The organism is Cupriavidus sp. 01L45 (genome assembly GCF_056399885.1).
This window is the reverse complement of sequence record NZ_JBFTSG010000029.1, coordinates 26,904-53,227: the sequence shown is the minus strand read 5'-3', so window position 1 is coordinate 53,227 and position 26,324 is coordinate 26,904. Positions and strand designations below refer to the sequence as shown.

23 protein-coding genes and 1 pseudogene are annotated in these 26,324 nt (G+C 66.6%); 16 read left to right on the top strand and 8 right to left on the bottom strand.

Going from position 1 to position 26,324, the window contains the following annotated elements; all coding sequences use genetic code 11:
- The first annotated feature begins 49 nt into the window (after positions 1-49).
- The 9 genes from AC1DT6_RS20365 to AC1DT6_RS20325 all read left to right on the top strand — a co-directional run bounded on the left by AC1DT6_RS20365 (position 50) and on the right by AC1DT6_RS20325 (position 10,234).
- Positions 50-1,393: an MFS transporter gene (locus AC1DT6_RS20365; RefSeq protein ID WP_477114829.1), complete on the top strand. Its 1,344-nt coding sequence runs from the start codon at positions 50-52 to the stop codon at positions 1,391-1,393.
- Positions 1,394-1,732: 339 nt separating this feature from the next.
- Positions 1,733-3,595 carry an OPT/YSL family transporter gene (locus AC1DT6_RS20360; RefSeq protein WP_441629054.1) on the top strand — a complete coding sequence of 621 codons (1,863 nt, stop codon included), beginning with the start codon at positions 1,733-1,735 and terminating at the stop codon, positions 3,593-3,595.
- 382 nt (positions 3,596-3,977) lie between these two features.
- Positions 3,978-4,184, top strand: a complete 207-nt coding sequence (locus tag AC1DT6_RS20355) for a universal stress protein (protein ID WP_441629052.1) — start codon at positions 3,978-3,980, stop codon at positions 4,182-4,184.
- Between the two features lie 129 nt (positions 4,185-4,313).
- Positions 4,314-7,109, top strand: coding sequence for a monovalent cation/H+ antiporter subunit A (locus AC1DT6_RS20350; RefSeq protein ID WP_441629050.1), 2,796 nt, complete (start codon positions 4,314-4,316; stop codon positions 7,107-7,109).
- Positions 7,109-7,480, top strand: a complete 372-nt coding sequence (locus AC1DT6_RS20345; RefSeq protein WP_441629049.1) for a Na+/H+ antiporter subunit C — start codon at positions 7,109-7,111, stop codon at positions 7,478-7,480. The genes AC1DT6_RS20350 and AC1DT6_RS20345 overlap by 1 nt, the downstream gene beginning before the upstream one ends.
- On the top strand, positions 7,477-9,009 hold the full coding sequence (locus AC1DT6_RS20340; protein WP_441629047.1) for a monovalent cation/H+ antiporter subunit D: 1,533 nt from the start codon (positions 7,477-7,479) through the stop codon (positions 9,007-9,009). Before AC1DT6_RS20345 ends, AC1DT6_RS20340 begins: the two co-directional genes overlap by 4 nt.
- A 4-nt stretch (positions 9,010-9,013) precedes the next feature.
- Positions 9,014-9,517 carry a Na+/H+ antiporter subunit E gene (locus AC1DT6_RS20335; protein WP_441629045.1) on the top strand — a complete coding sequence of 168 codons (504 nt, stop codon included), beginning with the start codon at positions 9,014-9,016 and terminating at the stop codon, positions 9,515-9,517.
- Entirely contained in the window at positions 9,502-9,777 is a 276-nt protein-coding gene (locus tag AC1DT6_RS20330) for a K+/H+ antiporter subunit F (protein ID WP_276286515.1), read from the top strand. Before AC1DT6_RS20335 ends, AC1DT6_RS20330 begins: the two co-directional genes overlap by 16 nt.
- Before the next feature lie 52 nt (positions 9,778-9,829).
- Positions 9,830-10,234: a Na+/H+ antiporter subunit G gene (locus AC1DT6_RS20325; RefSeq protein WP_441629100.1), complete on the top strand. Its 405-nt coding sequence runs from the start codon at positions 9,830-9,832 to the stop codon at positions 10,232-10,234.
- A gap of 24 nt (positions 10,235-10,258) precedes the next feature.
- On the opposite strand, the gene AC1DT6_RS20320 is transcribed toward AC1DT6_RS20325, so the two are convergent.
- On the bottom strand, positions 10,259-10,570 hold the full coding sequence (locus AC1DT6_RS20320) for a high-potential iron-sulfur protein (RefSeq protein ID WP_441629042.1): 312 nt from the start codon (positions 10,568-10,570) through the stop codon (positions 10,259-10,261).
- Positions 10,571-10,904: 334 nt separating this feature from the next.
- On the opposite strand from AC1DT6_RS20320, the gene AC1DT6_RS20315 reads away from it, so the two are divergent.
- Positions 10,905-11,639 (top strand): hypothetical protein, encoded by a 735-nt coding sequence (locus AC1DT6_RS20315; protein ID WP_441629040.1) that lies wholly within the window; start codon positions 10,905-10,907, stop codon positions 11,637-11,639.
- Positions 11,640-11,751: 112 nt separating this feature from the next.
- On the opposite strand, the gene AC1DT6_RS20310 is transcribed toward AC1DT6_RS20315, so the two are convergent.
- Positions 11,752-12,660, bottom strand: coding sequence for a LysR family transcriptional regulator (locus tag AC1DT6_RS20310; RefSeq protein ID WP_441629098.1), 909 nt, complete (start codon positions 12,658-12,660; stop codon positions 11,752-11,754).
- Between the two features lie 211 nt (positions 12,661-12,871).
- Here AC1DT6_RS20310 and AC1DT6_RS20305 point away from each other — a divergent pair, with 211 nt between their 5' ends.
- A complete protein-coding gene (locus AC1DT6_RS20305) occupies positions 12,872-13,855 on the top strand; it encodes an aldo/keto reductase (protein ID WP_441629038.1) in 984 nt (327 codons plus the stop codon).
- Between the two features lie 90 nt (positions 13,856-13,945).
- Positions 13,946-14,478: pseudogene (locus AC1DT6_RS20300) on the top strand (MFS transporter); the annotation flags it as partial.
- 79 nt (positions 14,479-14,557) lie between these two features.
- On the opposite strand, the gene AC1DT6_RS20295 reads toward AC1DT6_RS20300, so the two are convergent.
- The 3 genes from AC1DT6_RS20295 to AC1DT6_RS20285 all read right to left on the bottom strand — a co-directional run bounded on the left by AC1DT6_RS20295 (position 14,558) and on the right by AC1DT6_RS20285 (position 16,107).
- On the bottom strand, positions 14,558-14,746 hold the full coding sequence (locus AC1DT6_RS20295; RefSeq protein WP_441629036.1) for a DUF3008 family protein: 189 nt from the start codon (positions 14,744-14,746) through the stop codon (positions 14,558-14,560).
- Between the two features lie 219 nt (positions 14,747-14,965).
- Complete coding sequence (locus tag AC1DT6_RS20290) at positions 14,966-15,190, bottom strand: DUF2188 domain-containing protein (RefSeq protein ID WP_035864358.1); 225 nt, start codon at positions 15,188-15,190, stop codon at positions 14,966-14,968.
- A gap of 191 nt (positions 15,191-15,381) precedes the next feature.
- Positions 15,382-16,107 (bottom strand): GntR family transcriptional regulator, encoded by a 726-nt coding sequence (locus AC1DT6_RS20285; protein ID WP_035864360.1) that lies wholly within the window; start codon positions 16,105-16,107, stop codon positions 15,382-15,384.
- 171 nt (positions 16,108-16,278) lie between these two features.
- On the opposite strand from AC1DT6_RS20285, the gene AC1DT6_RS20280 reads away from it, so the two are divergent.
- The 3 genes from AC1DT6_RS20280 (at position 16,279) to AC1DT6_RS20270 (ending at position 22,043) form a co-directional block, all read left to right on the top strand.
- A complete protein-coding gene (locus AC1DT6_RS20280; protein WP_477114828.1) occupies positions 16,279-17,499 on the top strand; it encodes a pyridoxal-phosphate-dependent aminotransferase family protein in 1,221 nt (406 codons plus the stop codon).
- 340 nt (positions 17,500-17,839) lie between these two features.
- Positions 17,840-20,884: an FAD-binding and (Fe-S)-binding domain-containing protein gene (locus AC1DT6_RS20275; RefSeq protein WP_441629031.1), complete on the top strand. Its 3,045-nt coding sequence runs from the start codon at positions 17,840-17,842 to the stop codon at positions 20,882-20,884.
- Positions 20,877-22,043, top strand: coding sequence for a DSD1 family PLP-dependent enzyme (locus tag AC1DT6_RS20270; RefSeq protein ID WP_441629029.1), 1,167 nt, complete (start codon positions 20,877-20,879; stop codon positions 22,041-22,043). The genes AC1DT6_RS20275 and AC1DT6_RS20270 overlap by 8 nt, the downstream gene beginning before the upstream one ends.
- Positions 22,044-22,261: 218 nt before the next feature.
- On the opposite strand, the gene AC1DT6_RS20265 is transcribed toward AC1DT6_RS20270, so the two are convergent.
- From AC1DT6_RS20265 to AC1DT6_RS20255, 3 genes are all read right to left on the bottom strand, one after another.
- Positions 22,262-23,683, bottom strand: a complete 1,422-nt coding sequence (locus AC1DT6_RS20265) for an MFS transporter (protein WP_477111680.1) — start codon at positions 23,681-23,683, stop codon at positions 22,262-22,264.
- 137 nt (positions 23,684-23,820) lie between these two features.
- Positions 23,821-24,054, bottom strand: coding sequence for a DUF2188 domain-containing protein (locus AC1DT6_RS20260; RefSeq protein ID WP_441629025.1), 234 nt, complete (start codon positions 24,052-24,054; stop codon positions 23,821-23,823).
- A gap of 152 nt (positions 24,055-24,206) precedes the next feature.
- Positions 24,207-25,109, bottom strand: a complete 903-nt coding sequence (locus tag AC1DT6_RS20255; RefSeq protein ID WP_441629023.1) for a LysR family transcriptional regulator — start codon at positions 25,107-25,109, stop codon at positions 24,207-24,209.
- 239 nt (positions 25,110-25,348) lie between these two features.
- Between AC1DT6_RS20255 and AC1DT6_RS20250 the strand changes: the two genes are divergently transcribed.
- Positions 25,349-26,314, top strand: coding sequence for a hydroxymethylglutaryl-CoA lyase (locus tag AC1DT6_RS20250; protein WP_441629021.1), 966 nt, complete (start codon positions 25,349-25,351; stop codon positions 26,312-26,314).
- The last annotated feature ends 10 nt before the right edge of the window (positions 26,315-26,324 follow it).

The window sequence follows — 26,324 nt, the reverse complement described above, 5'->3', positions numbered from 1 at the left end:
CGAGCCGACAGCAGATCGGCCGCCTCGAAAGACAATGAAGGAGACAGCCGTGCCCACCCAACCATCCATCGGTATCACCGAGTTCATCGACCGCCAGCCCTTGTCGGCGTTTCAGGTCGGCATCGTCGTRCTCTGCTTYCTGATCGTCGCCATCGACGGSTTCGATACSGCCGCCATCGGCTTTATCGCGCCGGCRATCCGYGCCGAMTGGCAGCTCWCGCCCGSSCACCTYGCGCCGCTGTTTGGCGCCGGGCTGACCGGCCTGATGGCGGGCGCCTTCCTGTTCGGCCCGCTGGCCGACCGCTTCGGGCGCAAGACCATCCTTGTTTTCTGCGTGCTGTTCTTCGGCATCGCCAGCCTGGCATCCGCCTTCTCCGGCTCGCTGTGGGGCCTGGTGGCGCTGCGCTTCCTGACCGGCCTCGGCCTTGGCGGCGCCATGCCCAACGCGATCACGCTGACCTCGGAGTATTGCCCGGCCAAGCGGCGCTCCTTCCTGGTGACGACCATGTTCTGCGGCTTCACCATCGGCTCGGCGCTGGGCGGCCTGGCCTCGGCGAGCCTGATCGAGGAACACGGCTGGCGCTCGGTGCTGCTGCTGGGCGGCGTGCTGCCCTTGTTGCTGTTGCCATTCCTGCTGTGGAAACTGCCCGAGTCGGTCCGGTACCTGGTGATGAGCGGCAAGCAGCCGGAGCGGGTTGCCGCTACGCTGCAACGGATCGCGCCGGGCGAGCCGATTGCGCCCGGCAGCATCGTGGTCACGGACAAGCGCATGCCCGGCTCGCCGGCCGCCCACCTGTTCAAGCCCGAGCTGGTGCGGGGCACCCTGCTGTTGTGGCTCACTTTCTTCATGAGCCTGCTGGTGATCTATCTGCTTTCCAGCTGGCTGCCCACGCTGCTGCGTACGACCGGCGTCTCGCTCAAGACCGCGGCGCTGGTCACCACGATGTTCCAGGTGGGCGGCACCCTCGGCGCCATCGTGCTGGGCTGGCTGATGGATCGCGCCAACCCGCACTACGTGCTGGCGGCAAGCTATACGCTGGCGGGCATCTTTGTGGCGGCCATTGGCAGCCTGACCGCCGCGCCCTGGCTGGCGGGCCTGGCGGTGTTCGCCGCCGGGTTCTGCGTTTCCGGTTCGCAGGTCGGTGCCAACGCGCTGTCCGCAGCCTACTATCCCACCGATTGCCGCGCCACCGGGGTGGCCTGGGCCAATGGGGTCGGCCGGATGGGCTCGGTGGTGGGATCGGTGGGTGGTGGCACCATGCTGTCGCTGGGCCTGACGATGCCGGCGCTGTTCCTCCTGGTGGGGATCCCGGCCGTGATCGCGGGCGCCACCATGCTCCGGTTCGGGCGCCATCGCGCGGGCCAGGCGCGGCACATGGCTGTGGCCGCCTGAGGGCTGAGCCGGGCGGGTAAGCTGGCTTATTCTTGAACTTTTAAATGATAATGCGTATCATTTGAGATTCTCGGATTAGTGACACGATCTGAGTCAGCAAATGGGTTCCCGGACACGTCTCGTGTCCGGTCTTTTTTGCGGGCCGCCTTGTGTAGCCTGGTAGGGCCGGCATAAGGTGCCCTTGCGCACGAACGCACGCCTCGCGCTACCCCGGTTGCGGTAGCATCTCCCCAGCCCAGGCGCGGTTGTCTCTCCAGCAGGCCGCCTCTGCCTCACGGCACTTTTTGTTTCCTTCGCGCCAAGCAGCCACTGATGCGCCAGGCGCGCATGGGGGAGCCAATGACGGCAGCCCGCAGGCCACCGCAAGACGCCGCATCGCGCGCTCATGCCGAGCCGGCACCCTTGCCGCCAGCTTACGGCGGCGACGGCACTGGCCGGCGCTGGGCCTGGCTGCCGGAGCAGGGCGGATGGCGGTACTACGCGCTGCTCGGCGCCGTCGGGGTTTTTGTGCTCGGCCCGCTCGGCGGGATTGCCGCGGCCTATATGAACTTCTCGCTCGGCTTCTTCGTGGGCGGGCAGGTCCTGGCGGGGATTCTCGGCTCCACGGTGACCTTTGGCTACGGCACCGAAGGGCGCCACGGGGCGAACTATATCCAGACCATTGCGTCGTCGGTGGCCGGCATGAGCGGCATGGCCGTTGTGATCCAGGCGATGACCTGGATGGGCATGCCCGAGCCGCCGCTGTGGCAACTGATGCTGTACATGCTTTGCGTCGGCATGTTCGGGGTGGGCGTGGGCATGCTGTACACCCCGATCCTGGTCGACCGCCTGCAACTCACCTTTCCGTCCGGCCTGGCGGTGGCCAATATCCTGCGCGCGTTGACCGATCCGGTGCTGCTCCGGCGGTCGTTGTCCCGCCTGGCCGGCGGCACGGTGCTGGGCATTGTCGGCGGTATCGGCGCGGTCCGGATCGATCGGCTTGCCGCCATCGACCTGTCGGCGTCCACCTTCGGCGCCGGCATGATCGTCGGCGCGCGCATCGGCCTTGCCGCGCTGGTGGCCGGGCTGGCGGGCTGGGCGCTGATTCCGTTCTTCGTCTCGATCGGCTGGCTGGCGCCAGGCGAGCCGTTTCGCAAGATTACCTTCCTGATCGCGCTCGGGATGATCATGGGCGCGGCGCTGGTCGATATCGCGCTGATCCTGTTCAAGGCGTACCGGCAGCACCGGCGCCTGCGTGGCAGCGGCATGCCCGGGCCGGTAGGGCCATCGCGGGGCAGCCAGTGGCGGCTGGCGGCGTGGGTGCTGTTCTGGGGCGCCGCCATCGTGGCGGTTGGTGCGGGGCTGCTCCACCAGCCCGCGGGCTATCTGGTGCTGGCGGTGCTGCTGGTGTTTGTGTTCGCGATGGTGAATGGCATCTCGGTCGGCATGGTCGATCAGAACCCGATTTCCTCGGCCTTCGTGCTTTCCGTGATCCTGATGGCCGCGTTTGGCTTGCGCGACCCGCACGTGGGGCTGATCGCGGCGACGGTGTTGCTGGTATCGACCAGCGAGGCGTGCGATATGCAGCAGGACCGCTCCACCGGCTGGCGGCTCGGAACCAATCGCACCTTGCAGTTTCGCTTCCAGGTGGCGGGGATTGTCGCTGGCGCGGTGCTGGCGGTGCTGTTCGCCAGGCTGTTCATGGGTGCCTATCCCGAGTTGGCGCTGGACCAGACCGCGCTTGCCGCCAGCGATCAGCCGCATCGCTGGGCATCGGCCATGACGTACAAGATCGTAGGCGCCTTGCGTGGCCTGACCGATGACCTGCCGCACCAGCGCACGGCGGTGGCACTCGGCATCGCCCTGGGCTTTGCCACGGCGCTGCTGCGCTTGCTGGTCAGATCGGGGGCGCGCTATCAGCGCTTCATCCAGGCCGGCAGGGTTGGACGCATTGCGGACTTCCTGCTCGATACCGTGGTGTTGCCGTCGCCCTATGCGTCCTCCTTTGGCGGATTCGTCAACCTCCCCACCTCCGCGTGGTTCGCGTTGGGCGGGGTAGTGGCCAGCGTGCTCAATAGCCTGCCGGGGTCGAAGGGCACGCCTGACCCCTTGCCCGAGGACATGAGCACGACGTCGCTGGTGGGCGGCGGGCTGATCGCGGGCGATGCGCTGGCGGCGGTGGGGCTCGGCATAGCGGGCCTGGTTTTTACGGCCATGGGCTAGCMCGCTTTGACTTGTGCATTCAACCCTCGTTTTCCTATTTGAGTTCCGGCGGGGCCGGCCAATGTGATCGGGACGGCAGGAAGACACGGGCGTTATTGTAAGAAGGGTGATTCATTGCGCCCATGCGCGATCAGGACTACCGTCGCCCGGCAGCACCTTGCGGACAGGCCGCGAAACGTGGCCACGCTCAGGTAGCGCGCCGTTTTGAATATTTTTGAGACAGATCTGAAYTCTTTGTGCCTGCCAGCCGCGCGCGGGCGAGGGCGGGCGGTTGTAGCGCAAAATGATTGCCGGCGGCGCGAGCGCCAGCCGGCTGGCGCCGGACGACCGGTTCGCATGCGCGGATCGTGGCCGCGTGCATTGGATGAGAGGTGATAGCACGATGAATCGACATTGGGTCACTGGCGACCCCGCGCATGAGATCATGCGGCTGGCGGCCGAACTGGATGCCGACGCGATCGTGGTGGGCTCCAAGCGGCGCGGTGCGCTGGCCAATGCCATTCTCGGTTCCGTCGCGACGACGATCCTCGGCAAATCGCAAGTGCCGGTGGTTGTCGTCAGCCGGGGCGAGGCAACGACCGGTACCTGAAGCGCTTTCCCGTTCAACAGCCCGCACCCCACCGGTGCCGGCCACACAGGAGGGAGTGATGACCATGGTGGTGCTCGCCGCGAACAGCTTGTCCAGCCGCATCGCTGGCCCGGCGCCCGGAGGTGGCCGATGTTGATGGTCTGGCTGATTGCGCTCCCGCTTTTCGCCGCGGTGCTGATGCCGCTGGCCCGGCGTCTGGCCCGTGGCCTGGCCGCGCCCATCGTGGTGGCCACGCCGCTAGCGGGCCTGGGCCTGCTGCTCAGCGCGCGGGGCCGGGTGGCCGATGGCGGCGCCATCGTCTGGCGGCAGCCCTGGATCGAGGATATCGGGCTGAGCCTGAGCCTGCGGCTGGACGGACTGGCGTATGTGTTCGTGCTGCTGGTGCTGGGCATCGGGCTGCTGGTCATTCTCTATGCGCGCTATTACCTGCCGCGCAGCGAATCCACCGTACGTTTTTTCTCCCTGTTGCTGCTGTTCATGGCGGCGATGCTCGGTGTCGTGCTGTCCGGCAACCTGCTGCTGCTGGCGGTGTTCTGGGAGATGACCAGCATCGTGTCGTTCCTGCTGATCGGCTTCTGGTCCTATCGCTCGGACGCGCGCAAGGGCGCTCGCATGGCCCTGACGGTGACCGGCGGGGGCGGGCTGGCCTTGCTGGCCGGCGTGCTGCTGCTCGGCCACATTTGCGGCAGCATGGAATTGTCCGATGTGCTGGCGCAGGCAGGCACGGTGCAACGGCACCCGCTCTATCCGCTGATGCTGTCGCTGATCCTGCTGGCGGCGTTCACCAAGTCCGCGCAGTTTCCTTTCAGTTTCTGGCTGCCGCACGCCATGGCGGCACCCACGCCGGTCTCGGCGTATCTGCATTCCGCCACCATGGTCAAGGCTGGCGTCTTCCTGCTGGCCCGGCTTTATCCGGTGCTGGATGGCACCAACTGGTGGTTCTACATGGTCAGCCTCACCGGCCTGGCCACGCTGGTGGTTGGCGCCGGCATGGCATTGTTGCAGCGCGACCTGAAGGGCTTGCTGGCGTATTCCACCATCAGCCATCTCGGCCTGATCACGCTGCTGTTCGGGCTGGACACGCAACTGAGCACGGTGGCTGCGCTGTTCCACATCCTCAACCATGCCGTGTTCAAGGCGTCGCTCTTCATGGCGGCGGGCATCATCGACCATGAGACCGGCACGCGCGACCTGCAACGGCTGCGGGGCTTGCGCAGCTACATGCCGCATACCGCGCTGCTGGCCATCGTGGCCTCGTTGTCGATGGCGGGCGTGCCGCTGTTCAACGGCTTCCTGAGCAAGGAGATGTTCTTTGGCGAGACCCTGGCGCAAGGCCTGCTCGGTGAGTTCAACTGGATCATCCCGGCGGCGGCGACCTTCGCAGGGGCACTGACGGTGGCGTACTCGCTGCGTTTTATCTACGGCGTGTTCTTCGACGGCAAGCCGGTCGACCTGCCGAACTACCCGCCGCACGAGCCACCCCGTTCCATGAGGATCCCGGTGGAGGTGCTGGTTGCCATCTGCCTCGTGGTCGGGCTGTTCCCCGCGTACACGGTGGGGCCCTTGCTGGCCTCCGCGGCCCTGGCCACGCTGGGCGGGCCGTTGCCGGAGTACAGCCTGAGCCTGTGGCATGGCGTCAACCTGCCTTTGTTGATGAGCCTGATCTCGATGGTCTGCGGTTCGGTGTTTTTCTTCTTCCGGCGTGATGCCTTCCATCGCCATCACGCACGCATGCTCCACCTGAACGCCCGCGATGCCTTCGAGGCGGCCATCGGCTGGCTGGAGCGGCTGGCCGGCCGCATGACCGGGGCGTTCGAGAACGGCTCGCTGCAAGGCTACCTGGCGTGGATGGTGGCCGCCATGCTGCTGATTCCGGCCACTTTCCTGGCGGATCTGGACACGCTGGCCGGCCCGGTGCCCCCCGGCCCGCTCGACGCGATGACCGTGACAGGCATGGCGCTGCTGGGGCTCACGGCGATCGGCGTGGTGCTCGCTCACAGGCAACGGCTGAGCGCGCTGATCCTGCTGGGCGCGTGCGGGCTGCTGGTGGCGCTGGCGTTTACGTGGTTTTCGGCTCCCGACCTGGCGCTGACGCAGGTTTCGGTCGAAGTCGTCACAATCCTGCTGCTGGTGCTGGCCTTGTTCTTTCTTCCCATCGACCGGCCGGACGCCTCGCCGGTGTCCCGGCGTGTCCGCGATGCCTGCCTTGCCCTAGGCAGCGGCGGCTTGCTAGCCGTCCTGGCATATGCCGTGATGACCCGGCCCTATGATTCGATTTCCGCCTTTTTCCTGGCCAACAGCGTTGAAGGTGGCGGTGGCCACAATGTGGTCAATGTGATCCTGGTGGATTTCCGCGGCTTCGATACGCTGGGCGAGATCTGCGTGCTGCTGGTCGCCGGCCTTGCGGTACAGGCCTTGCTCAAGGGCATGCGCCTGGCGGCGCCGCAGGCGGGGCCCAACGGGCTGCCGTGGTCGAGCCAGAGCCACCCGTTGCTGCTGGCCATCCTGGCCCGGCTGATGCTGCCGCTGACCATGCTGGTCGCGGTCTTCATGCTGCTGCGCGGGCACAACCTGCCGGGCGGAGGCTTTATCGCCGCGCTGATCACGGCGGTGGTCTTGCTGCTGCAGTATGTGGCCAGTGGCGTGCTGTGGACCGAGGCGCGCATCGCGCTGAATTACCGCGCGCTGGCGGGCAGCGGCATCCTGGTGGCCGGGCTGACCGGGCTGGGTAGCTGGGCGTTCGGCTTCCCGTTCCTGACAACGGCCTTCGGGCACTTCCACTTGCCGGTGCTGGGCGAAATCGAACTGGCCACCGCCATGCTGTTCGACCTCGGCGTCTATTTCACGGTGGTGGGCACGACCTTGCTGATCGTGTCGCACCTCGGCGTGCGCGACAAGCGCATCCACGCGCGGGAGGGTGCCTGATGGAAGCCGTCTACGCCGGCACGGTCGGCATCCTGATGGCCTGCGGCATCTACCTGCTGCTGCGCGCGCGCACATTCCCGGTGGTGCTGGGACTGGCGCTGATCTCGTACGCAGTGAGCCTGTTCCTGCTGGGCATGGGCCGCCTGTCCAGCGGCCGCCCGCCGGTCATCGCCAGCGGGGCGCGGTATGCCGACCCGCTGCCGCAGGCACTGGTGCTGACGGCCATTGTCATCGGTTTTGCCATGACCGCATTCGCGGTGGTGCTGGCGCTGCGCTCGCTTGGCATCACAGGCAGTGACCATGTGGATGGCAAGGAAGCGGGCCAAGAGGAGGCCGGCGGCGCTGGCAGGAACGAGGCGGACGGCCCATGACCCATAGCCTGCCTTTTTCGATCCTCCTGCCCATCCTGCTGCCGATGTTCGCCGGCGGTTTACTGGTGGCGATGCCGCTGCGCTGGCTCCGGGTCCAGCGCACGCTGAGTACGGCCGCCGCGCTGCTGCTGTTGCCGGTGGCTGCCTGCATGGTCCTGGAGGCAGCCACCGGCGCCATCCCGGTCTATCACGTCGGCAACTGGCCGGCGCCGTTCGGCATCGTGCTCCAGCTCGACCGGCTTGGCGCGCTGATGCTGCTGCTGACCGCCGTGCTGGGCGCGGCTGCCGTGGTGGCCGCGGGCAGGGGAGACGCGCGGATGGGGCGGCATTTCCACGCCCTGTTCCAGTTCCAGTTGATGGGCCTCAATGGCGCCTTCCTGGCGGGCGACCTCTTCAACCTCTTTGTCTTCTTCGAGATCCTGCTGATCGCCTCCTATGCCTTGCTGGTGCATGGCGGCGGGCGCGCGCGGATCGGCGCCGGGATGCACTACGTCTTGCTGAACCTGGCGGGCTCGGCCTTTTTCCTGATCGCCATCGGCGTGCTGTACGGGCTGAGCGGCACCCTGAACATGGCGCACATGGGCCTCCGGCTGGCCGGGTTGCCGCCTGCCGACGTGCCGCTGGCCACGGCCGCGGGGGCCATGCTGATGCTTGTCTTCGGGCTCAAGGCGGCGCTGTTCCCCATGCTCTTCTGGTTGCCCAAGGCCTACGCCAGCGCTACGGGCTCGGCCGCCGCGCTATTCGCCATCATGACGAAGGTGGGCATCTACGCCATCCTGCGTTGCGCCGCGCTGATCTTCGGCGCGCCCGGCGGCATGCTGGCGGCGTTCCTGCATGACTGGGTCTGGTGGATGGCGCTCGCCACCATGGGGTTTGGCGCGCTCGGGGCGCTTGCCGCCCCCAACCTGAAGACGCTGACCTGCTACCTCGTGCTGGCATCGGTCGGGCTGCTGGCGGCCAGCGTATCGATGCAGACCGGACAAAGCTGGGCGGGGGCGCTGTATTACCTGCTCAGTACCACGTTGTGCACGGCGGCACTGTTCCTGCTGACGGATGCGCTTGAGCCGGCGCCGCCGGCGGGCTCGGTGGGGCAGCCTGTCCCGGTTGTCCACGGCTCGCGGCTGGCGGGCGCGCTGTTCCTGGTTGCGGCGCTGGCGGCGATCGGCCTGCCGCCGCTGTCGGGTTTCATCGGCAAGGTCATGGTGATGCGCAGCGCGCCGTTGCCGGCCGCGGCCGTGTTGTGGCCGGGCGTCCTGCTATCCAGCCTGGCGCTGCTGATTGCCGTGAGCCGCACCGGCACGCGCCTGCTCTGGCGCCTGCCCCAGGAACACGATCCCGAGCGCCACGGTGCTTACCATCGGGTCGCGCCGGATGGCTGGAAGCTGGGTTGTTGCGCCTTCCTGCTGGCCTGCAGCGTCGCGCTGGTCCTGTTCGCGCAGCCGCTGAGCCAGTACCTGGCGGACACCGCCGCCCAATTGTTCGACCGCGCGGCCTACTTGCGCGCGGTGCTGCCGGCCGCGGGGAGCTAAGGTCATGGTCAAACGCTTGTTTCCGCATCCGTGGCTCAGCCTGGCGCTTCTGGCGACATGGCTGTTGCTGGTAAACAGGGTGTCGCCTGCCGACTGGGCGCTGGGCGCACTTCTCGGCTGGGCGATCTCGCTCCTGATCGGCAAGGGACTCTGGCTGCGTCCGATGCGCGTGGGCCGGCCCGATCTGATGCTGCGCCTGGCGGCGCACGTGCTGATCGACATCGTGGTGGCCAATGTGGAGGTGGCCTTGCTGGTGCTGGGGCCGGTGTCGCGGATGCGCCCGGCTTTTATCCAGGTGCCGATCGATGTCGAGCATGAACTGGCGCTGTCCGCGCTGATCAGCATCGTGTCGCTCAGCCCGGGCACCTTATGCGCCGAACTCAGCGATGACCGCCGCCGGCTGCTGGTCCACGTACTCGATCTGGACAATGAAGCCAAGCTGATCGCGCTGGTCAAGTCGCGCTATGAGGCGCCGCTACGGGAGATATTTGAATGCTTGCCGTCGTAATACCGCTCTCGCTGGGAATCCTCGGGGTCGCCTTCCTGCTCGCCTTTATCCGCCTGGTGCGCGGGCCGGGCCTGCCCGACCGCATCGTCGCGCTCGACACGCTCAATATCAATGCCATCGCGCTGATCGTGGTATTCGGCATCTGGCTGCGCTCGGAATTGTTCTTCGAGGTTGCCTTGCTGATCGCGGTCATGGGCTTTATCGGCACCGTCGCCCTGACCAAGTACCTGCAGCGCGGCGACATCATCGAACTCAAGTGACCGGACGGATCGGACTGGTCCGCTAACCATGACGGGAGGCCCAATGGACAATATGAGCCCAATCGCGGAATTCGCCACCTGCGTGCTGCTGCTGATCGGCAGCGTGTTTACGCTCGTCGGCGCCATCGGGCTGCTCCGGCTGCCGGACTTTTTCATGCGCCTGCACGGGCCGACCAAATCCACCACGCTGGGTGTCGGTGGCGTCGTGGTGGCTTCGGTCGTGTTTTTCAGCAACCAGGGCAACGGCCTGAGCCTGCATGAACTGCTGATCACCGCCTTCCTGTTCCTGACCGCGCCAATCAGCGCCCATATGCTGGCCAAGGCGGCGATGCAGCAGCGCCTGCCCGTCGACCCGCGCACACGGGGGCGCACATGGGAGGCGGAGGACCGGGAGCGCAGCGAGCCGCGCGGGCAGGCCGCGGATCCATCATCGGCGGGGAAGGTTCCCGAGAGCTGACGGCGCCGGCATGGCGTCCAGTCTTCAGCCCTGCTCCCACGCGCTGCACCAGCCGGCGGCGGCTACCTGCTTGTCGCCGAACAGCACGCAGCTGCCCGTCGACGGACTGGCGCCTTCCTGGAACAGCTGGCAGTTGGCGCAGGTCTGGCTGGCCGCATGCCTGGGGAATTTCGCCTGATCCACCTTGCGGGTGTCCGCCTTGTAGTCCAGCTTGACGGCCTGCGGATCCTTCTCGTCGAGCGTGGCCGCGCCGGCGCCGGACGGCGCCGCAACGGCCGCGAGGCTTGTGGCCACGGCTATCGGCAGTGTCTTCAGGAATTGACGGCGGGTCGACATGCGGCTTCCTTTTTCTGTGGGGATTGAAGACTGCCGGACTCGACGACATCACCGGTAGCGGACCGCGCGCGGCGCCTGGCTGACTGGTGTGAAGGCCGATATTCTGTGGGGGAGTTCCGGCGTGCGGCTGGTGTGGATTGTGGCACAGCGGCCGTCGCCTGGCGCGGCATGTGCGGTTTGCCGCCACCGGATTCTCCGCGGAATGGACAAGCCAGGGTGAATCGGGATAATCGTGGCTCCGCTGGCTGGCCTATGGCAAACTCGGCGCTGCCTTTTTTGCCGCAGGCGGGTTCACCGCCGCCACGCCAACCACACGCCATCCACCACTACGCCCATGACCGCTCGCACCAACACCGATACCCTCCGCCAGGCGCTGCAGGAACCGCTAGCGTTGCAACTGTCGCCCTTGATGGGCCCGGACTTCGCCGGGACGGCCGAGGGCGAGCGTTTTGCCATCTATACCGAACCGCCGGAAGCGCCCGGACGCGACGAAGTGCTGGCAACCCTGCGTGCCCAGCTTGAAGCGGAAGCCGGCGTACCGTTGCCCGGCGGCGACGCGCCTGTATCCGGCGAAGTCCTTGACAGCGAGGACTGGGAGCCCGGCCAGGCCTTCGAGATGGACATGGATAGCGACGAGGTCTGCGGCCAGGTCCTCTTCTACCGGCTGATCCTCGCGCGGGACCTGCATCCGGTCGGCTATTGCGCATTCGAAATCAATGCCGACGAAACCGGTGTGATCTTCGTGACCCTGGTCGAGTCGTGGGTTCGGCCGCAATACCGGCAGCTCGGGCTGGAGAGCGGCTTCGTGCTGCAGATGGGCAATGCCGTCTACAACCTGCTGGCTGACCTGGACGCGCGGCTGCAGGCCGCGGGCGAGCGCAGCGCGTCGTTCGAAGTGTTGCTGGGGCTTGAGCAGGCGTCCGTGGCAGGCACGGCGCTGTTGCGGTCGCTGGCCAACACGCTGCAAGGCTGGACCGATCCCTCCGCCGCGCGTGGCGCCGCCGGGCGCGAGCCGTTGGGCATTACCAGCGTCCGCGTTTCGGTGCTTCCCGCCAGTTCAGCGGATTGAGGAAGGGGGAGGCAACGCTCGTTGCCTCCGCTGCTTTGCCGCGTTCCGGAAAAGCGGGCGATGAAGTGAACGATCTCCGGCGCCAGGCCGCGTTGATCGTCATTACTGATCGTCACAACGCCGGCCGACGGCTGGCCCACTCGCGCACCGCCTGCGCAAACAGCCTCAGCGCGGTAGGCGGGTGCCGGTTAGCCGGGTAATAGAGGCACAAGCCGGGAAAGGAAGGGCTCCATCCCGGCAGCAGGTGGATCAGCCGGCCCGAGGCCAGGTGCTCCGCAACCTGATCTTCCGGGACCCAGGCGATGCCGATACCTGCCAGCGCTGCTTCGACCATCAGATTCAGGTTGCCAAGCGTCAGCGGCCCGTCGACATCGATGCTGGCGCTTTTGCCGCGATGCTCGAGATCCCAGCGGTAGAGCGCGCCACTCTCGAACCGGAAGCGGACGCATCGGTGCTGCCCCAGGTCGTGTGGCGCTTTCGGCGGCTCATGACGCGAGAGGTATTCCGGGGATGCCACTGCTGCGAACCGCATGTCAGGTCCGAAGCGGACGGCGATCATATCGCGCGGCACATCGTCCAGAACCCGTATGCCGGCGTCGAAACCGTCGGCCACGATATCCACGAGTCGTGTGTCCACGATGAACTCGACGTGTATGCCGGGGTAAGCCGCCAGGAAGTCCGGCAGCACATGGCGCACAAGCGGCCTTGCCGCGGACTCGGATGCGCTGATACGGATCGAGCCCGACGGCCGGTCGCTTGCTGACGCGACTTCGTTTACCGCATCCTCGATATCGGCGATAGCCGGCCTGACGCGCCGCAGAAGCTGTTCACCCGCTTCGGTCAGCGCGACCGACCGGGTCGTCCGGTTAAACAATCGCACATCCAGCTTCGCTTCGAGATTCCGCATTGCGTGACTTAGCGCCGACGGCGAAACGCCCAGCGTGCGCGCGGCCGCGCGAAAGCTTCGCTGCTCGGCAATGGTCATGAAAGCAGTCAGTTCGGACAGGCCAGCGCGCATCATTGATGAATTTCTCTCAACTCCCTGTGAAATGGTAAGCGGATTGTTGAATGAAGTACAGCAACCTAGAATCCACCACAGCAATCCACCACAGCAAATAGCGACTGACACGTGTCGGGCGTTGCCCGCGCAGCTACGGCCTCCCTGCAAAGGCCGTGACAGTAGCGCCCGATCAACGGCAACGATCCGCTGCGACATTTGGAAAAGAGAAATTATGCAAAAGCGCACACTTGGTAACAGCGGTCTTGATGTTTCGGAACTCGGCCTTGGCTGCATGGGCTTGAGCTTCGGATACGGCCCGGCCACTGAAAAGTCCGAAGGCATCAAGTTGATCCGGGCCGCATTCGAGCAAGGCATCACATTCTTTGACACGGCCGAGGCCTATGGCCCGTTCGTCAACGAGGAACTGGTCGGCGAGGCCTTGGCGCCATTTCGCGACCAGGTGGCGATCGCCACCAAATTCGGCTTCAAGGACGGCGATTCGACAAAGGGCCTCGACAGCCGGCCCGAGCGTATCCGCGCCGTCGCGGAGGCATCGCTGAAGCGTCTGAAGACGGATCGCATCGACCTGTTCTACCAGCATCGTGTCGACCCGGCCGTGCCGGTCGAGGACGTGGCGGGCACCGTCGGGGAGCTGATCCGGGAGGGCAAGGTCAAGCACTTCGGCATGTGCGAGGCTGGCGCGCAGTCGATCCGCCGGGCGCACGCCGTGCAGCCGGTGGCGGCGCTGCAGAGCGAGTATTCGCTGTGGTGGCGCGAGCCGGAGGAGAAGGTGCTGCCGACCCTCGAGGAGCTCGGCATCGGCTTTGTGCCGTTCAGCCCGCTAGGCAAGGGCTTCCTGACAGGGGCCATCGACGCGGGCACCACGTTCGACAAGACTGACTTCCGCAACGTTGTGCCACGCTTCTCCGAGGAAAACCGCAAGGCCAATGCGGGCCTCGTCGAGGTACTTGGCCGGATTGCGGACGGCAAGGGCGCCACGCGGGCACAGATTGCGATCGCCTGGCTGCTGGCGCAAAAGCCGTGGATCGCACCGATTCCGGGTACCACGAAGCTGCACCGGCTGAATGAGAACGTCCGCGCGGCCGCCGTCGAACTGTCGGCCGAGGATTTGTCCGTCATCGAGGCGGCACTGCAACGGATCACCGTCGCGGGTGATCGTTACCCGGCCCATCTCCAGCAGCGAGTCGATCGCTGACTTGCCTGTGGCGGCAACGCGCCGGTGTCCGGCCTTCCGGGTACCGGCGCGTTTGCCGTGCGCAGCAGGATATCGAACCATGTCACTGACGCCGGCACGCCTTTCGCGTACATCACCTGCCACCACGTATCGCCGCAGGCCTACGGCGTGCTGTTTGGTGCGGGCATCGCCGGCATCATGATCACCACCTGGTCAATTCAAGGCTGGTGACCCGGCTTGGCAGCGATCGCCTGATGCGGGCCGGTACCATCGGCGCGGCAATCGCGGGCATTCTGCTGGCAGTCGCCGCCCGGACTGGCTGGGGCGGGCTGGCGGGTCTGGTGATACCGCTTTTCCTGCTCGTCTCCGCAACCGGCCTTATCGTCGCCAATTCGATTGCCGGTGCGCTCAGCACGTTTCCCGGACGCGCCGGTGCCGTGTCGGCGCTGACCGGCGCCATCCAGTACGGCGCCGGCATCGTCGGCTCGGCTCTGGTCGGCGTCGGCACGGACGGTACACCCTGGCGGATGGGTGTCGTCATCGCCCTCCTGAGCATCGGCAGTCTGCTCTGCGCGCTGTTTCTCGTGCAATCTCCCGCCGTTGCGCCCAGCGTTATCAGGCCGGCTCGGGTTTCAACAGATTAGTGAAGCGGCCCGGACTCGCCCGGAGCGGTGTCGTCCTTGTCTGGGCGAGTCTGGCGGAACGCCTTATGGCCTTATGGCCTTATGACTTGCTCGTATGGCTCGGCTTGCCCTTTTGCCTCGTGGCGGCCATCTCGTGCAGCTCGGCTTCGCTCATCGACCTGAACATGGATTTCGAGGCGCCTTTCAGGCTACTTGCCTTCCGGTCGCCGCGCTTCGCGGAAAGCGCCGCGCCAGCGGCCATTTGTTGTGCCTTTGACTTCGCGTGCATGGAGATCCTCCTTCGCGTATGCAATGCGTGACCAAAGCCGCCACCGGATGGCGGCGGGGTATGCGCTTGGAGCAAAGCACGTGCCCGCGCAACGCCACGCTTGCCTGCCGGCGGGATACGCCTCCTCGTGGGTTGGGCCGCTCGGGTTTGGCGCCGCTGCCGCGTGGCAGTGGCGGCGAATAGTGCAACGCCGGTAGGAAAGTCTTCACGACGCGGCGCTCAGCCGTGCACCGAACGAGGATCATGGCCAAAGCTGTTGCGCGCACGGATCTGTCCGTCCAGGCCGTGAATCAGAAGTTCGACGTGCTCGCGCTGGGCGTCCCGGGTACCGGCTTCCACGGCGTCTTCCTGGGACGTGTGATGCGAGTTGGCATACCTCGCCCCCTCCTGGATCACGTCCCAGCCGGTTCCGTGCGGCAAAACGTGGATATTCCTGGCTGTCATGGCGATCTCCTGTTTGGGACGTGTTTGGACGTGTGAATATTTCCATTCTGGACCCGCCGTGACGCATGACCATCGGGGAGTGTCTGACAAAGGCGCAACGGGGAGACGGCGCCGTTTCAGTGCAGGTGTGGCGGTAGCGCTTTACTCGTCAGGACATCGCCGCAAGAAATATGCCGTGCTTTCCGGCGCGCCTACGCGTTAGCCGTGGGCGGGTCGCCGACGGGATCCGGATGGATCCGCATGATGGCGTCGCGCTTTTCCAGCAGGTGCCGCTTGAGAATCGAGCCGAGCAGCTTGCCGTCGCGCGCTTCCAGTGCCTTGATCATGTCTTCGTGATCGTGCACGGCGCGGTCCCACTTGTCGGTCTCGTGATTCGAGCGGAAACGCAGCGCCTTCAGGCGCCGGTTGATGCTCTGGTAGGTCTGGCGCAGCGTGGCATTGCGCGCCGCTTCGTTGATCCGGTCGTGGATTTCCTGGTTGCGGCTGTAGTAGCCCGGCAGGTCGTTCTGCACGCGGCAGGCCAGCATCGAATAATGCAGCGCCTTGATCTCCGCCAGCTCGGCCGGCGTGATGCGCTCGCATGCCAGCTCGCCCGAAAAAGCTTCGAGGCCGCTCATCAGCTCGAAGGTTTCCCACACTTCCGATTCCGTCATGCGCGAGACGCTGGCGCCTCGGTTGGGAGAAATCTCGATCAGGCCTTCCGCCGCCAGCACCTTGAACGCCTCGCGCAGCGGCGTGCGCGAGATCCCGAGGGTTTCGCACAATTCGCGTTCATTGAGCTTCATGCCTGGCGATAGCACGCCTTCCACGATGAATTTGCGCAGGTGCTCGACTACTGTGTCGTGAAGCCGTTGCCGTTCAACCTTGGGGAGGACCGGCGCAGGGCGGGAGAGGTCGCCGCCAACTGGATTCTGCATACAAAGTCCTTATCTTTGCGTTTTCCGCATTTTACTGCATCTCTCACCAGACGCGCAGCTTCGGGGTAAACACCCAGTGTTTACAGTCATTCAGCGCTTGGAAGGCGGTCCTTTCGTCTGCTAAAGTATTTTGAATGCAAAATTCATAATCCACAAAGGAGGGACCAATCCATGATCAAACTCGACTTCCACCCCGCTGGCCGCCACTTCCTTCAGATCCCCGGTCCGAGCCCCGTGCCCGACCGCATCCTGCGTGCGATGAGCTATCCGACCATCGACCACCGCGGTCCGGAGTTTGGCGCGCTGGGCCGCAAGGTCCTGGCCGATATCAAGAAGATCTTCAAGACCGCGCAGCCGGTGATCATCTATCCGGCCTCCGGGACGGGTGCCTGGGAAGCCGCRCTGACCAATACGCTGAGCCCCGGCGACAACGTGCTGATGTTCGAGACGGGTCACTTCGCCACGCTGTGGAAGAAAATGGCGGAGGCACTGGGACTGAAGCCGGAATTCCTGGGCCTGCCGGGCATCGAGGGCTGGCGCCGCGGCGTGCAGCCGGACATGATCGAAGCCCGCCTGCGTGCCGACAGCGCGCACGCCATCAAGGCCGTATGCGTGGTGCACAACGAGACTTCGACCGGCGTTACCTCGAATATTGCCGCCGTGCGCCGCGCTATCGACGCGGCCGGCCACCCGGCGCTGCTGTTGGTGGACACCATCTCCGGCCTGGCCTCGGCGGACTACCKGCACGACGAGTGGGGCGTGGACGTAACGGTGTCGGGTTCGCAGAAGGGCCTGATGCTGCCGCCGGGGATCAGCTTCAACGCGTTGTCGCCGAAGGCGATCGCGGCCAGCAAGCAGGCGAAGCTGCCGCGTGCTTTTTGGGGCTGGGACGAAATCATCGAAGCCAACAAGAACGGCTACTGGCCGTACACGCCGAACACCAACCTGCTCTATGGCCTGTCGGAGGCGCTGGACATGATCCTGGACGAGGGCCTGGACAACGTCTTCGCGCGGCACCAGCGGCTGGCCGAGGCGGCCCGCCGCGCGGTGGGGGCCTGGGGGCTGGAGATCCAGTGCGCGGACGCATCGGTGTACAGCCCGGTGCTGACCGGCGTGATGATGCCGGAGGGCGTGGACGCCGACGCGGTGCGCAAGCACATCTATGAACGCTTCGACATGTCGCTGGGGCAGGCACTGGGCAAGATGCGCGGCAAGATGTTCCGTATCGGGCATCTCGGCGACTGCAACGACCTGACCCTGATGGCCACGTTGTCCGGTTGCGAGATGGGGCTGAAGCTCGCGGGCGTGCCGGTGGCGGCGAGCGGGGTCGTGGCGGCGATGGAGTACCTGGCCGCGCATGCGGACGCGCCAGCGCTGAAGGCCGCGGCCTGAACCGGCACCGGAAGGCCGGGCGGCTTGCCCGCGCGGCAGGCGTACGCCGGTCTTCCTGAGTCACCGCAAGTGCAGACAGGCATGGCTTCACCTCCCGGGGTGAGGCCAGGGAGAGGTGTTGCCTTTTGGCGCCCCGCCGCCTGCGTGCACTAGCGGGAACCGGCCATAGAGCCGGCGGCGATGAATCTGCCCCGGCCCGGACCGGGCGGGCACGAAAAGAGGAACAAGCCGGGCGCGGCGCTGGGCAGGATCGCCGGCCTGCCTGCGGTCGAACTCATCCTCGCGTAACAAGCCGCGCGCAGATGCGGCACCGATACCCACAAGCCACTGGTAGAAAGCCATGAATGATTCCTCCCCCTCGCTGCTGGTCAAGCCGATCCACCTCGTGCCGTCGCAAGGCCGTGCCAGCTCGCCGCTGTCGGCACGACTGCGCAAGGAACTGCGCGGCGATGTGCTCTTCGACCGGGCCAGCCGGGGCCGCTACTCTACCGATGCCTCGATCTACCAGATCATGCCGGTCGGCGTGGTGGTGCCGCGCGACCAGGCCGACCTGATGCTGGCGCTGGAGATCGCCCGCGACGAAAAGGCCCCGGTGCTGGCGCGCGGCGCGGGCACCAGCCAGTGCGGCCAGACCGTTGGCGAGGCGCTGGTGATCGACAACAGCAAGTGGCTCAACAACGTCGTGGATTTCGATCCCGCCGCCCGCACCGTCACCGTGGAACCCGGCATCGTGCTGGACCACCTCAATGCCTGGCTCAAGCCGCACGGCTTGTGGTTTCCCGTGGATGTATCGACCGGAGCCCAATGCACCATCGGCGGCATGGCCGGGAACAACTCATGCGGCTCACGCTCCATCGAGTACGGCAACATGGTGCACAACGTGCTGGGCATCGATGCCGTGCTGGCCGACGGCAGCCAATGCCATTTCGGCTCACTCAAAGAGGCTGTCGCGGACAGGCGCGTGGAGGGCATCCTGCAAGGCCTGCGGCGAATCGCCACCCGCGAGCGCGAGGAAATCGCCGAGCGCATGCCGAAGGTGCTGCGCCGCGTGGCGGGCTACAACATCGACCTGTTCGAATGCCAGAATCCGCGCGCCTATACCGACGACGGCTACGCCAATCTCTCGCATATCCTGGTGGGATCCGAAGGCACGCTCGCCTACAGCCGGCAGCTCACGCTGAAGCTGTCGCCGCTGCCGCAGCACAAGGTACTGGGTGTGGTGAACTTTCCCACGTTCTACCAGGCGATGGACATGACGCAGCATATCGTCAAGCTCAAGCCCGTGGCCGTAGAGCTGGTGGACCGCACCATGATCGACCTGTCGATGGAGAACCCGGCGTTCCGCCCGGTGATCGGGCAGGCCCTGTCCGGCGAGCCGCAGGCCATCCTGCTGGTCGAGTTCGCGGGCGAGGAGCACAGCGCGCTGCTGGCGCGGCTCGACGATCTCGCGACGCTGATGAGCGACCTGGGCCTGCCGGGCTCCGTGGTCAAGATGCCCGATGCCAAAGCCCAGAAGGCGCTGTGGGATGTGCGCAAGGCGGGCCTGAACATCATGATGAGCATGAAGGGCGACGGCAAGCCGGTGTCCTTCATCGAGGATTGCGCTGTTCCCCTGGAGCACCTGGCCGAGTACACGCGCCGGCTCACCGCCGTGTTCCACAAGCACGAGACCGAAGGCACGTGGTACGCCCATGCCAGCGTGGGCACGCTGCATGTGCGCCCGATCCTGGACATGCGGCGCGACGGCGCGCTGCGCATGCGCGAAATCGCGGAGGAAGCGGCCGCGCTGGTGCGTGAGTACAAGGGCGCCTATTCCGGCGAACACGGCGACGGGCTGTGCCGGGGTGAGTGGGTGGCCTGGCAATAYGGTCCGCGCATCAATGCCGCCTTTGGCGAGATCAAGGCGCTGTTCGACCCGGACAACCGCTTCAACCCGGACAAGATCGTGCGGCCGCCGAAGATGGACGCGCGCGAGAACTTCCGCTTCGCGCCGGGCTACGCCGCGCTGCCGCTCGCGCCCGCACTGGACTGGTCCGCCTGGAACGTGACGCGCAACCCGCTGACCGGCGAGGAAACGGCGCCGGGCACGGGCAGCGACCGCGCGGGCGGGCTCGCCGCGGCAGTGGAGATGTGCAACAACAACGGCCATTGCCGCAAGTTCGACGCGGGCACCATGTGCCCGAGCTATCGTGTGACCAAGGATGAGCAGCACGTTACGCGGGGTCGTGCCAATACGCTGCGGCTGGCGATCTCCGGCCAGCTGGGCGATGAGGGCCTTGCCAGCGCGGAAGTCAAGGAAGCCCTGGACCTGTGCGTCTCCTGCAAGGGCTGCAAGCGCGACTGCCCGACGGGCGTCGATATGGCGAAGTTCAAGATCGAGGCCCGCCATGCCTGGACCAAGCGCCATGGCATCACCCTGCGCGAGCGCATGGTGGCCTTCATGCCGCGCTATGCGCCGGTCGCCAGCCGGTTCCCCGCGCTGCTCGCGCTGGCCGGCAGCATTCCCGGCATCTCCGGCGCGATAAAGCGCGCGGTGGGATTCGCGCCGCAGCGCTCGTTGCCACGCTTCAAGACATCGTTCCTGTCGAAAGCCCGGACCAGGGGGCAGGCAGCACCGGGCCGCGAAGTCATGCTCTTCGTGGACACGTTCACCAATTACATGGAGCCGGAAAACGCGCGGGCGGCGCAGCAAGTGCTGGAAGCCGCCGGCTACACGGTGCACTTCAACACCCGCGAAGGCGAGCGCCCCCTGTGCTGCGGCCGTACCTTCCTTGCGGCGGGGCTGGTGGACCAGGCCAGGGAGGAAGCGCGGCGCCTGCTGGATGCCGTCAAGCCCTATGTCGACCGGAACATCCCGATCGTGGGGCTGGAGCCTTCGTGCCTTCTGTCCCTGCGCGACGAGTTCCTCAATTACGGCTACGGCGACGAGGCCAGGAAGCTGGCCGCCCAGGCCTTCCTGTTCGAAGAATTCCTGGTGCGGGAGAAGACGGCGGGACGCCTGGCCCTCGATCTCGATGCGCTGCAGACCGGCGAGGCCCTGGTACATGGCCACTGCCACCAGAAGGCCTTCGATGCCTTCACCCCGGTGCAGACCGTGCTCGGCTGGATCCCCGGCCTGAAGGTGTCGCCGGTGGATTCCTCCTGTTGCGGCATGGCGGGCAGCTTCGGCTACGAGGCCGAGCACTATGAGGCATCGAAAGCCATGGCGGAACTCTCGCTGCTGCCGGCGGTGCGCCAGCGCGCGGCCAACGCCCTGGTGGTCGCCGACGGCACCAGTTGCCGCCACCAGATCCTGGACGGCGCGGACACCGAGGCCGTGCACGTGGCGCGCGTGCTGGCGATGGCGCTGAAGCGGAAAGACCAGGGGCAGCTGCATCATGCGTGAGCACACCGGCCCGGCAGCCGCCAGGCGGCCACCCTTGCGGCTTCCCGAGCCGGCCGCGAAGGGCGATGCGCTGGAGGACGTGGGTTCACCGGCGCTGCTGGTGGACCTGGACGCCTTCGAATCGAACCTGCTGCAGATGCGTGACCTGGCGGCTGCCGCGGGCGTGGCCTTGCGCCCGCATGCCAAGGCGCACAAGTCCGTCGCCATCGCCCGGGCCCAGATGGCCCAGGGAGCCGCGGGCATCTGCTGCCAGAAGCTGAGCGAAGCCTATCCGTTCGCGGCGGCCGGCATCGCCAGCATCCATATCAGCAACGAGTTCGCCGGCGCCGACAAGGTGGCCATGGCGATAGAACTGGCCGGGCATGTGGCGCTGAGCATCTGCGCCGATGACGTGCGGCAGGTGAGGGCGGTGGGGGCCGCCGCCACCGCCGCGGGCGTGAAGATCACGGTGTTGCCGGAGGTCGACGTGGGACACGGACGCTGTGGCGTTGCCAGCCGCGATGCCTTGAGCGCGCTGGCTGACGCCATCGCAGCGTTTCCGGCATTGCGGTTCGGCGGCCTCCAGGCGTATCACGGCCCGGCCCAGCATATCGCCGCCTGGGCGCAGCGCCGCCAGGCCGCGCAACGGGCTGCCGAAGCGGCGCATGCCTATGTCCGGCACCTGGATGCGCGCGGCATCGCCTGCCCGGTGGTCACGGGCGGGGGGACCGGCACCGCGGAGTTCGACGTCGGCAGCGGCGTCTACACCGAGATCCAGCCGGGGTCCTATCTGTTCCTGGACGGACATTACGGCGCCAATGAATGGATGGGGCAATTCCGGCCGGCGCACAGCCTGTTCATCGCGGCCACGGTGATGAGCACGGCTCGCCCCGGCGTGGTGGTTTGCGATGTCGGCCTGAAGACGGTGGCGGTCGATTCCGGCCTGCCGCGGCTGTGGTCGCGCGACGGCAACGGGTCGCTGCGCTACGTCGCCGCCAACGACGAGCACGGCGTGCTCGAAGTGCTCAACGGCGACAGCCACGAGTTGCTGGGCGGCAAGCTGCTGCTGATCCCGGGGCACTGCGACCCTACCGCCAACCTGCACCGGCACTACGTCTGCTTCCGGCAGGGGCGGGTAGCCGGCCTGTGGGATATCGATGCGCGAGGCCTGAGCCGCTGATGCATCGGCCGGTGGCGCTTGCGACCGTGGGGGCCCACAAGTTGCTGGTCACCTCGTCCGCGCTCCATACCGTGCCGATGGTCAGCAACCTGCCGTTCAGCTGGCGCGACCTGACGCCGGTGGCGATGCTAGCGGACTTGCGCGCCAAGGCGCGGCGCATGCCTGAGCGCGTCCGGGCGCGGGTAGTGGCGGCGGAGTTGGCGCAACGCCACGGAATCCTAATGCGCCAGGCTTGTAATCCGGCGCGCGGCCAGCGCTGCCAGCACGGGCGCCACGGCAAAGCTGGCGAACAGCCAGGCGGCAGCCGACTGCGCGCCCGCGGTGCCGCCGGGGACGATCAGGCCAGCGGCATTCGCCACCAGCCCCGCGATCGCTGCGCCGATCGCCATGCCGTAGAGCTGGACGGTTGTGATCGCGGCCGAAGCCGTGCCTTCCTCGCCGTGCGGCGCCAGCGTCAGCACGCGCGTCAGCAAATGCGGCCAGCCGATGCCCACGCCAGCGCCCGCGCCGGCCAGCGCCAGGCCACTGAGCAGCGTGCGAGCCGTCGGCGCCAGGCTTGCCCCCGCCGGTACCACTATCGCCAGCGCGATCAGGCTGGCGGCGCACAGTACCGGCCCCGCGCGCAGCAGCCGTGCCGCGCCCGTACCGCCGTGGCCGGAGGAAAGCAGCGCGCCCAGGCTCCAGCCACCCGCCATCGCGGCTGTGAGATAGCCCGCGGCCAGCGGTGTGTGGCCATGCAAGGTCTGCAGGAAATAAGGCACGAAGACTTCGGTGGTGGTGCCGATCAGGAGCAGGGCCACGCTGGCATAGACCGCGCCCAGCGGCGTGCCGGGCTCGGTGCCGCCGCTAGGCAGCAACCGCACCAGCGCGCGCCGGTCCCACACAATGGCGGCGGCGCCGAATGCCAGGCCCGCGGCCACGCCGGCGGCCTGCCAGCCCATCGCCGCCGACAGGCTGCCGGCGGCGACAGCCAGGATCGACGCAGCCAGCAGTGCGATCTGCGCGGCGGGAATGCTCGGCGCGGCGGCGGACGATGCGCGCTCGCCGGCCGGGCGCAATTGCACCGCCACCAGCAAGCCCTGCATGATGGACACCGGCAGCAGCGTCCAGAACGCCCAGCGCCAATGCCCCACCTGGGCGAACAATCCGCCCACGGCCGGCCCGCAGAGCGTGGCGATGCCCCACATGCCCGAGACCAGCGCCACCGCGCGGGGCCATAGCGGCGGCGCGAACACAACCCGGATCAGTGCATAGCTAAGCGCTGCCAGCGTGCCGCCGCCCAGCCCCTGCACGCCACGGCTGGCCAGCATCCAGGGCATGGACGGCGCCAGCGCGCAGCCCGCCGATCCCAGTGCGAACACGGCCAGCGCGGCAATGAAGGCACCGCGCGGTCCCAGGGCGGCCAGAAGCCGGACGGACAGCGCGGCGCCGACGATGGAGGCGACGACGAAAAGCGTGGTGTTCCAGGCGTACCAGTCCAGGCCGCCAATGTCCCGTACCACGGACGGCAGCACGGTGGTGACAATGTGGACGTTGATGGCGTGAAGCGCCACGCCGCCGGTAAGGGCGAGGGCAAGTAACCCGTTCTTGCCAAGGAGCAGTTCGCGCCAGGCGCCGGTGAAGGCTTGTTCAGGGGGCATTGAGAGCGTGCGGCAGGATGGCTGCCACCTTATTATCCAAAATGATGCTTGGATAATAAGGTGGTGCCGTGAATTACACAAGCAATGGCTTGGTATTTCCGGATCCCGGGTCGCTCCCGATGGCGCCGGCTTACTGTCTAGCCCCGCACGTCGCGAGGGTCGTGACCATAGCTGTTGCGCATGCGGATCTGGCCATCCTGGCCGTGAACCAGCAACTCTACCTTCTCGCGCCTGGCGATCACCGTGGCGGCCTCGACGGCTTCCTCCTGATTGAGGAAATGGGCTCGCTCGCCCCTGGCGCCTTCATGGACGACATCCCAGCCGTCGCCGTGAGGCACGACATGTACGTTGCGCTGCGCTTTCGAATCCATGGAGGTCTCCCGGTATCCGTGGCCCGAGGCCACGCTCTGCTCTGTATTGTGACGCGCTGGAACAGTAGCGCCAGGGGGCGCAGTCCCGCAGGTTCACGCGCCTCGCAGGAATCAAGCATAGGTGTTCTGGCCCGACGGTGCCCGGCGGGCTGTCAGGATGCCGCCTGGCGTACCAGGTAATCCACCAACAGCTTCGCCGCCGGCGAGAGGCTCGCCTCGTCGCGGAAGCAAATCGCGAAGCGGCGCTGCGCCCAGCTATCCGTGAGCGGGACCATCTGCACGCCAAAGCTGGCGGAAAGGGGCTCAACTACCTCGCGGGGCACGATGGCAAGACCGAGGTTTGCGCGGACGCAGCGCAGGGACGCATCGAAGGAGGAAACCACCACCCGGTACGCCATCGGCTTGCCGATGATGGCCGCCGCGCGCGCCAGCATGGTGTGTACCGCGGTCTGCCCGGGCAGGCCGATATGGTCGAATTCAAGCGTCTGCTCGAAGGAACACTCCGCCTGGCTCGCGAGCGGATGCGAGGAATGCACGATGGCTGCCAAGGTATCGCTGCGATAGGGCCGGGTCTGGAGTCCTTCGAGATCCGCGGCATCCCAGCAGATGCCCAGCGGCGCGGAGCCTTCCCGCAGTGAGCGGACAAGCTCGCGGCTGATGCTCTCCTCGACGGTGACGCGGATATCCCGATGGTCAGGCACTTGCAGAAAGCTGGCGATATCGTCGGGGAGCGACTCGGCCATGCACGAGACAGTGGACAGCAGGCGGACTTGTCCCTTGATGCCAGTGCCGTAGTCGGTCATATCGCGCTCCACGCGATCAGCCGCGGCCAGCATGGCGCGTGCGTGCTCTAGGAGGATCTCGCCAGCCGCGGTCGGTATCACCCCACGCCGGCGCCGCTCGAACAGCGTGACGCCCACGGTGTCTTCCAGTTGAGCCAGGCGCTTGCTGATGGCCGAAGCCACGATGTGTTGCTGTTCGCCGGCGCGCGCCATGTTGCGCGTCTCGCAAACCGCCACGAACAGGCGCAGGGAGGTGAGGTCCAGGTCACGCATCGGAAGCTTCCGGTGTTGAGTTCAGGATTTCCGATATGGAAATTTAGCGTAGTAATTTTAGCGGGTGTTGCGTTGCTCAGGAATTTCTAAACCGGGGGCGCATGGGATGGTGTGATGCTAGCCAGCCATTCCGATTCGGAATGTTAGTGCTTCTGGATTAGCGCTTCTGCCTTCGATTGGAATGGCATAGAGTGCTCATGCCAGACCGAAACACGAACATCCGAGGGGACCCAGACAGAATGACAACACACGCTGAATTCGCTCCACGCCGGGCCGTGATTCGGGAGGTCGGGCTGCGCGACGGCCTGCAGAGCATCGCCACCATCCTGCCGACCTCCGCCAAGCGCGAGTGGATCCAGGCGGCCTATGCGGCAGGCCAGCGGGAAATAGAGGTCGGCTCCTTCGTCCCGGCGAAGCTGCTGCCGCAACTCGCCGATACCGCGGAACTCGTGGACTTTGCCAGGTCGCTGCCGGGGCTGTTCGTCTCGGTCCTGGTACCAAACCTGCGGGGCGCGGAAAACGCCATCGCCAGCGGCGCCGACCTGATGCTGGTGCCGCTGTCCGCCAGCCATGCCCATAGTCTGGCCAACCTGCGCAAGACGCCCGACGAGGTGGTGGCCGAGGTGGCAAGGATCCGCGCCGCCCGCGACGCGGCCGGCTCCAGGACGCTGATCGAAGGCGGCGTGGGCACGGCCTTCGGCTGCACGCTGCAGGGACATGTGGATCCGGACGAGGTGCTCCGCCTGATGCAGGCCCTGCTGGATGCGGGCGCCGATCGCGTCAGCCTGGCGGACACGGTGGGCTATGCCGATCCCGCAATGGTGCGCAGCCTGTTTGAACGCGCCACGGCAATCGCCGGCGACCGCTTCTGGTGCGGCCATTTCCACGACACGCGCGGGCTTGGCCTGGCCAACGTGTATGCCGCCCTGCAAGCCGGCGTGACCCGCTTTGATGCCTGTCTCGCCGGGATTGGCGGTTGCCCGCACGCGCCCGGCGCCAGCGGCAATGTCGCCACCGAAGACCTGGCCTACCTGCTGGGCAGCATGGGCTTCGATACCGGCATCGATATCGACCGGTTGCTGGCGCTGCGCGAGCGCGTGGCCGGCTGGCTGACCAATGAGACCCTGCACGGCACGCTGTGGCGCGCCGGCCTGCCCAAGACATTTCCCGCATCGGTGGCCGATGCTGCCGCCGCCTGCGCCTGAGAGAGAAAAT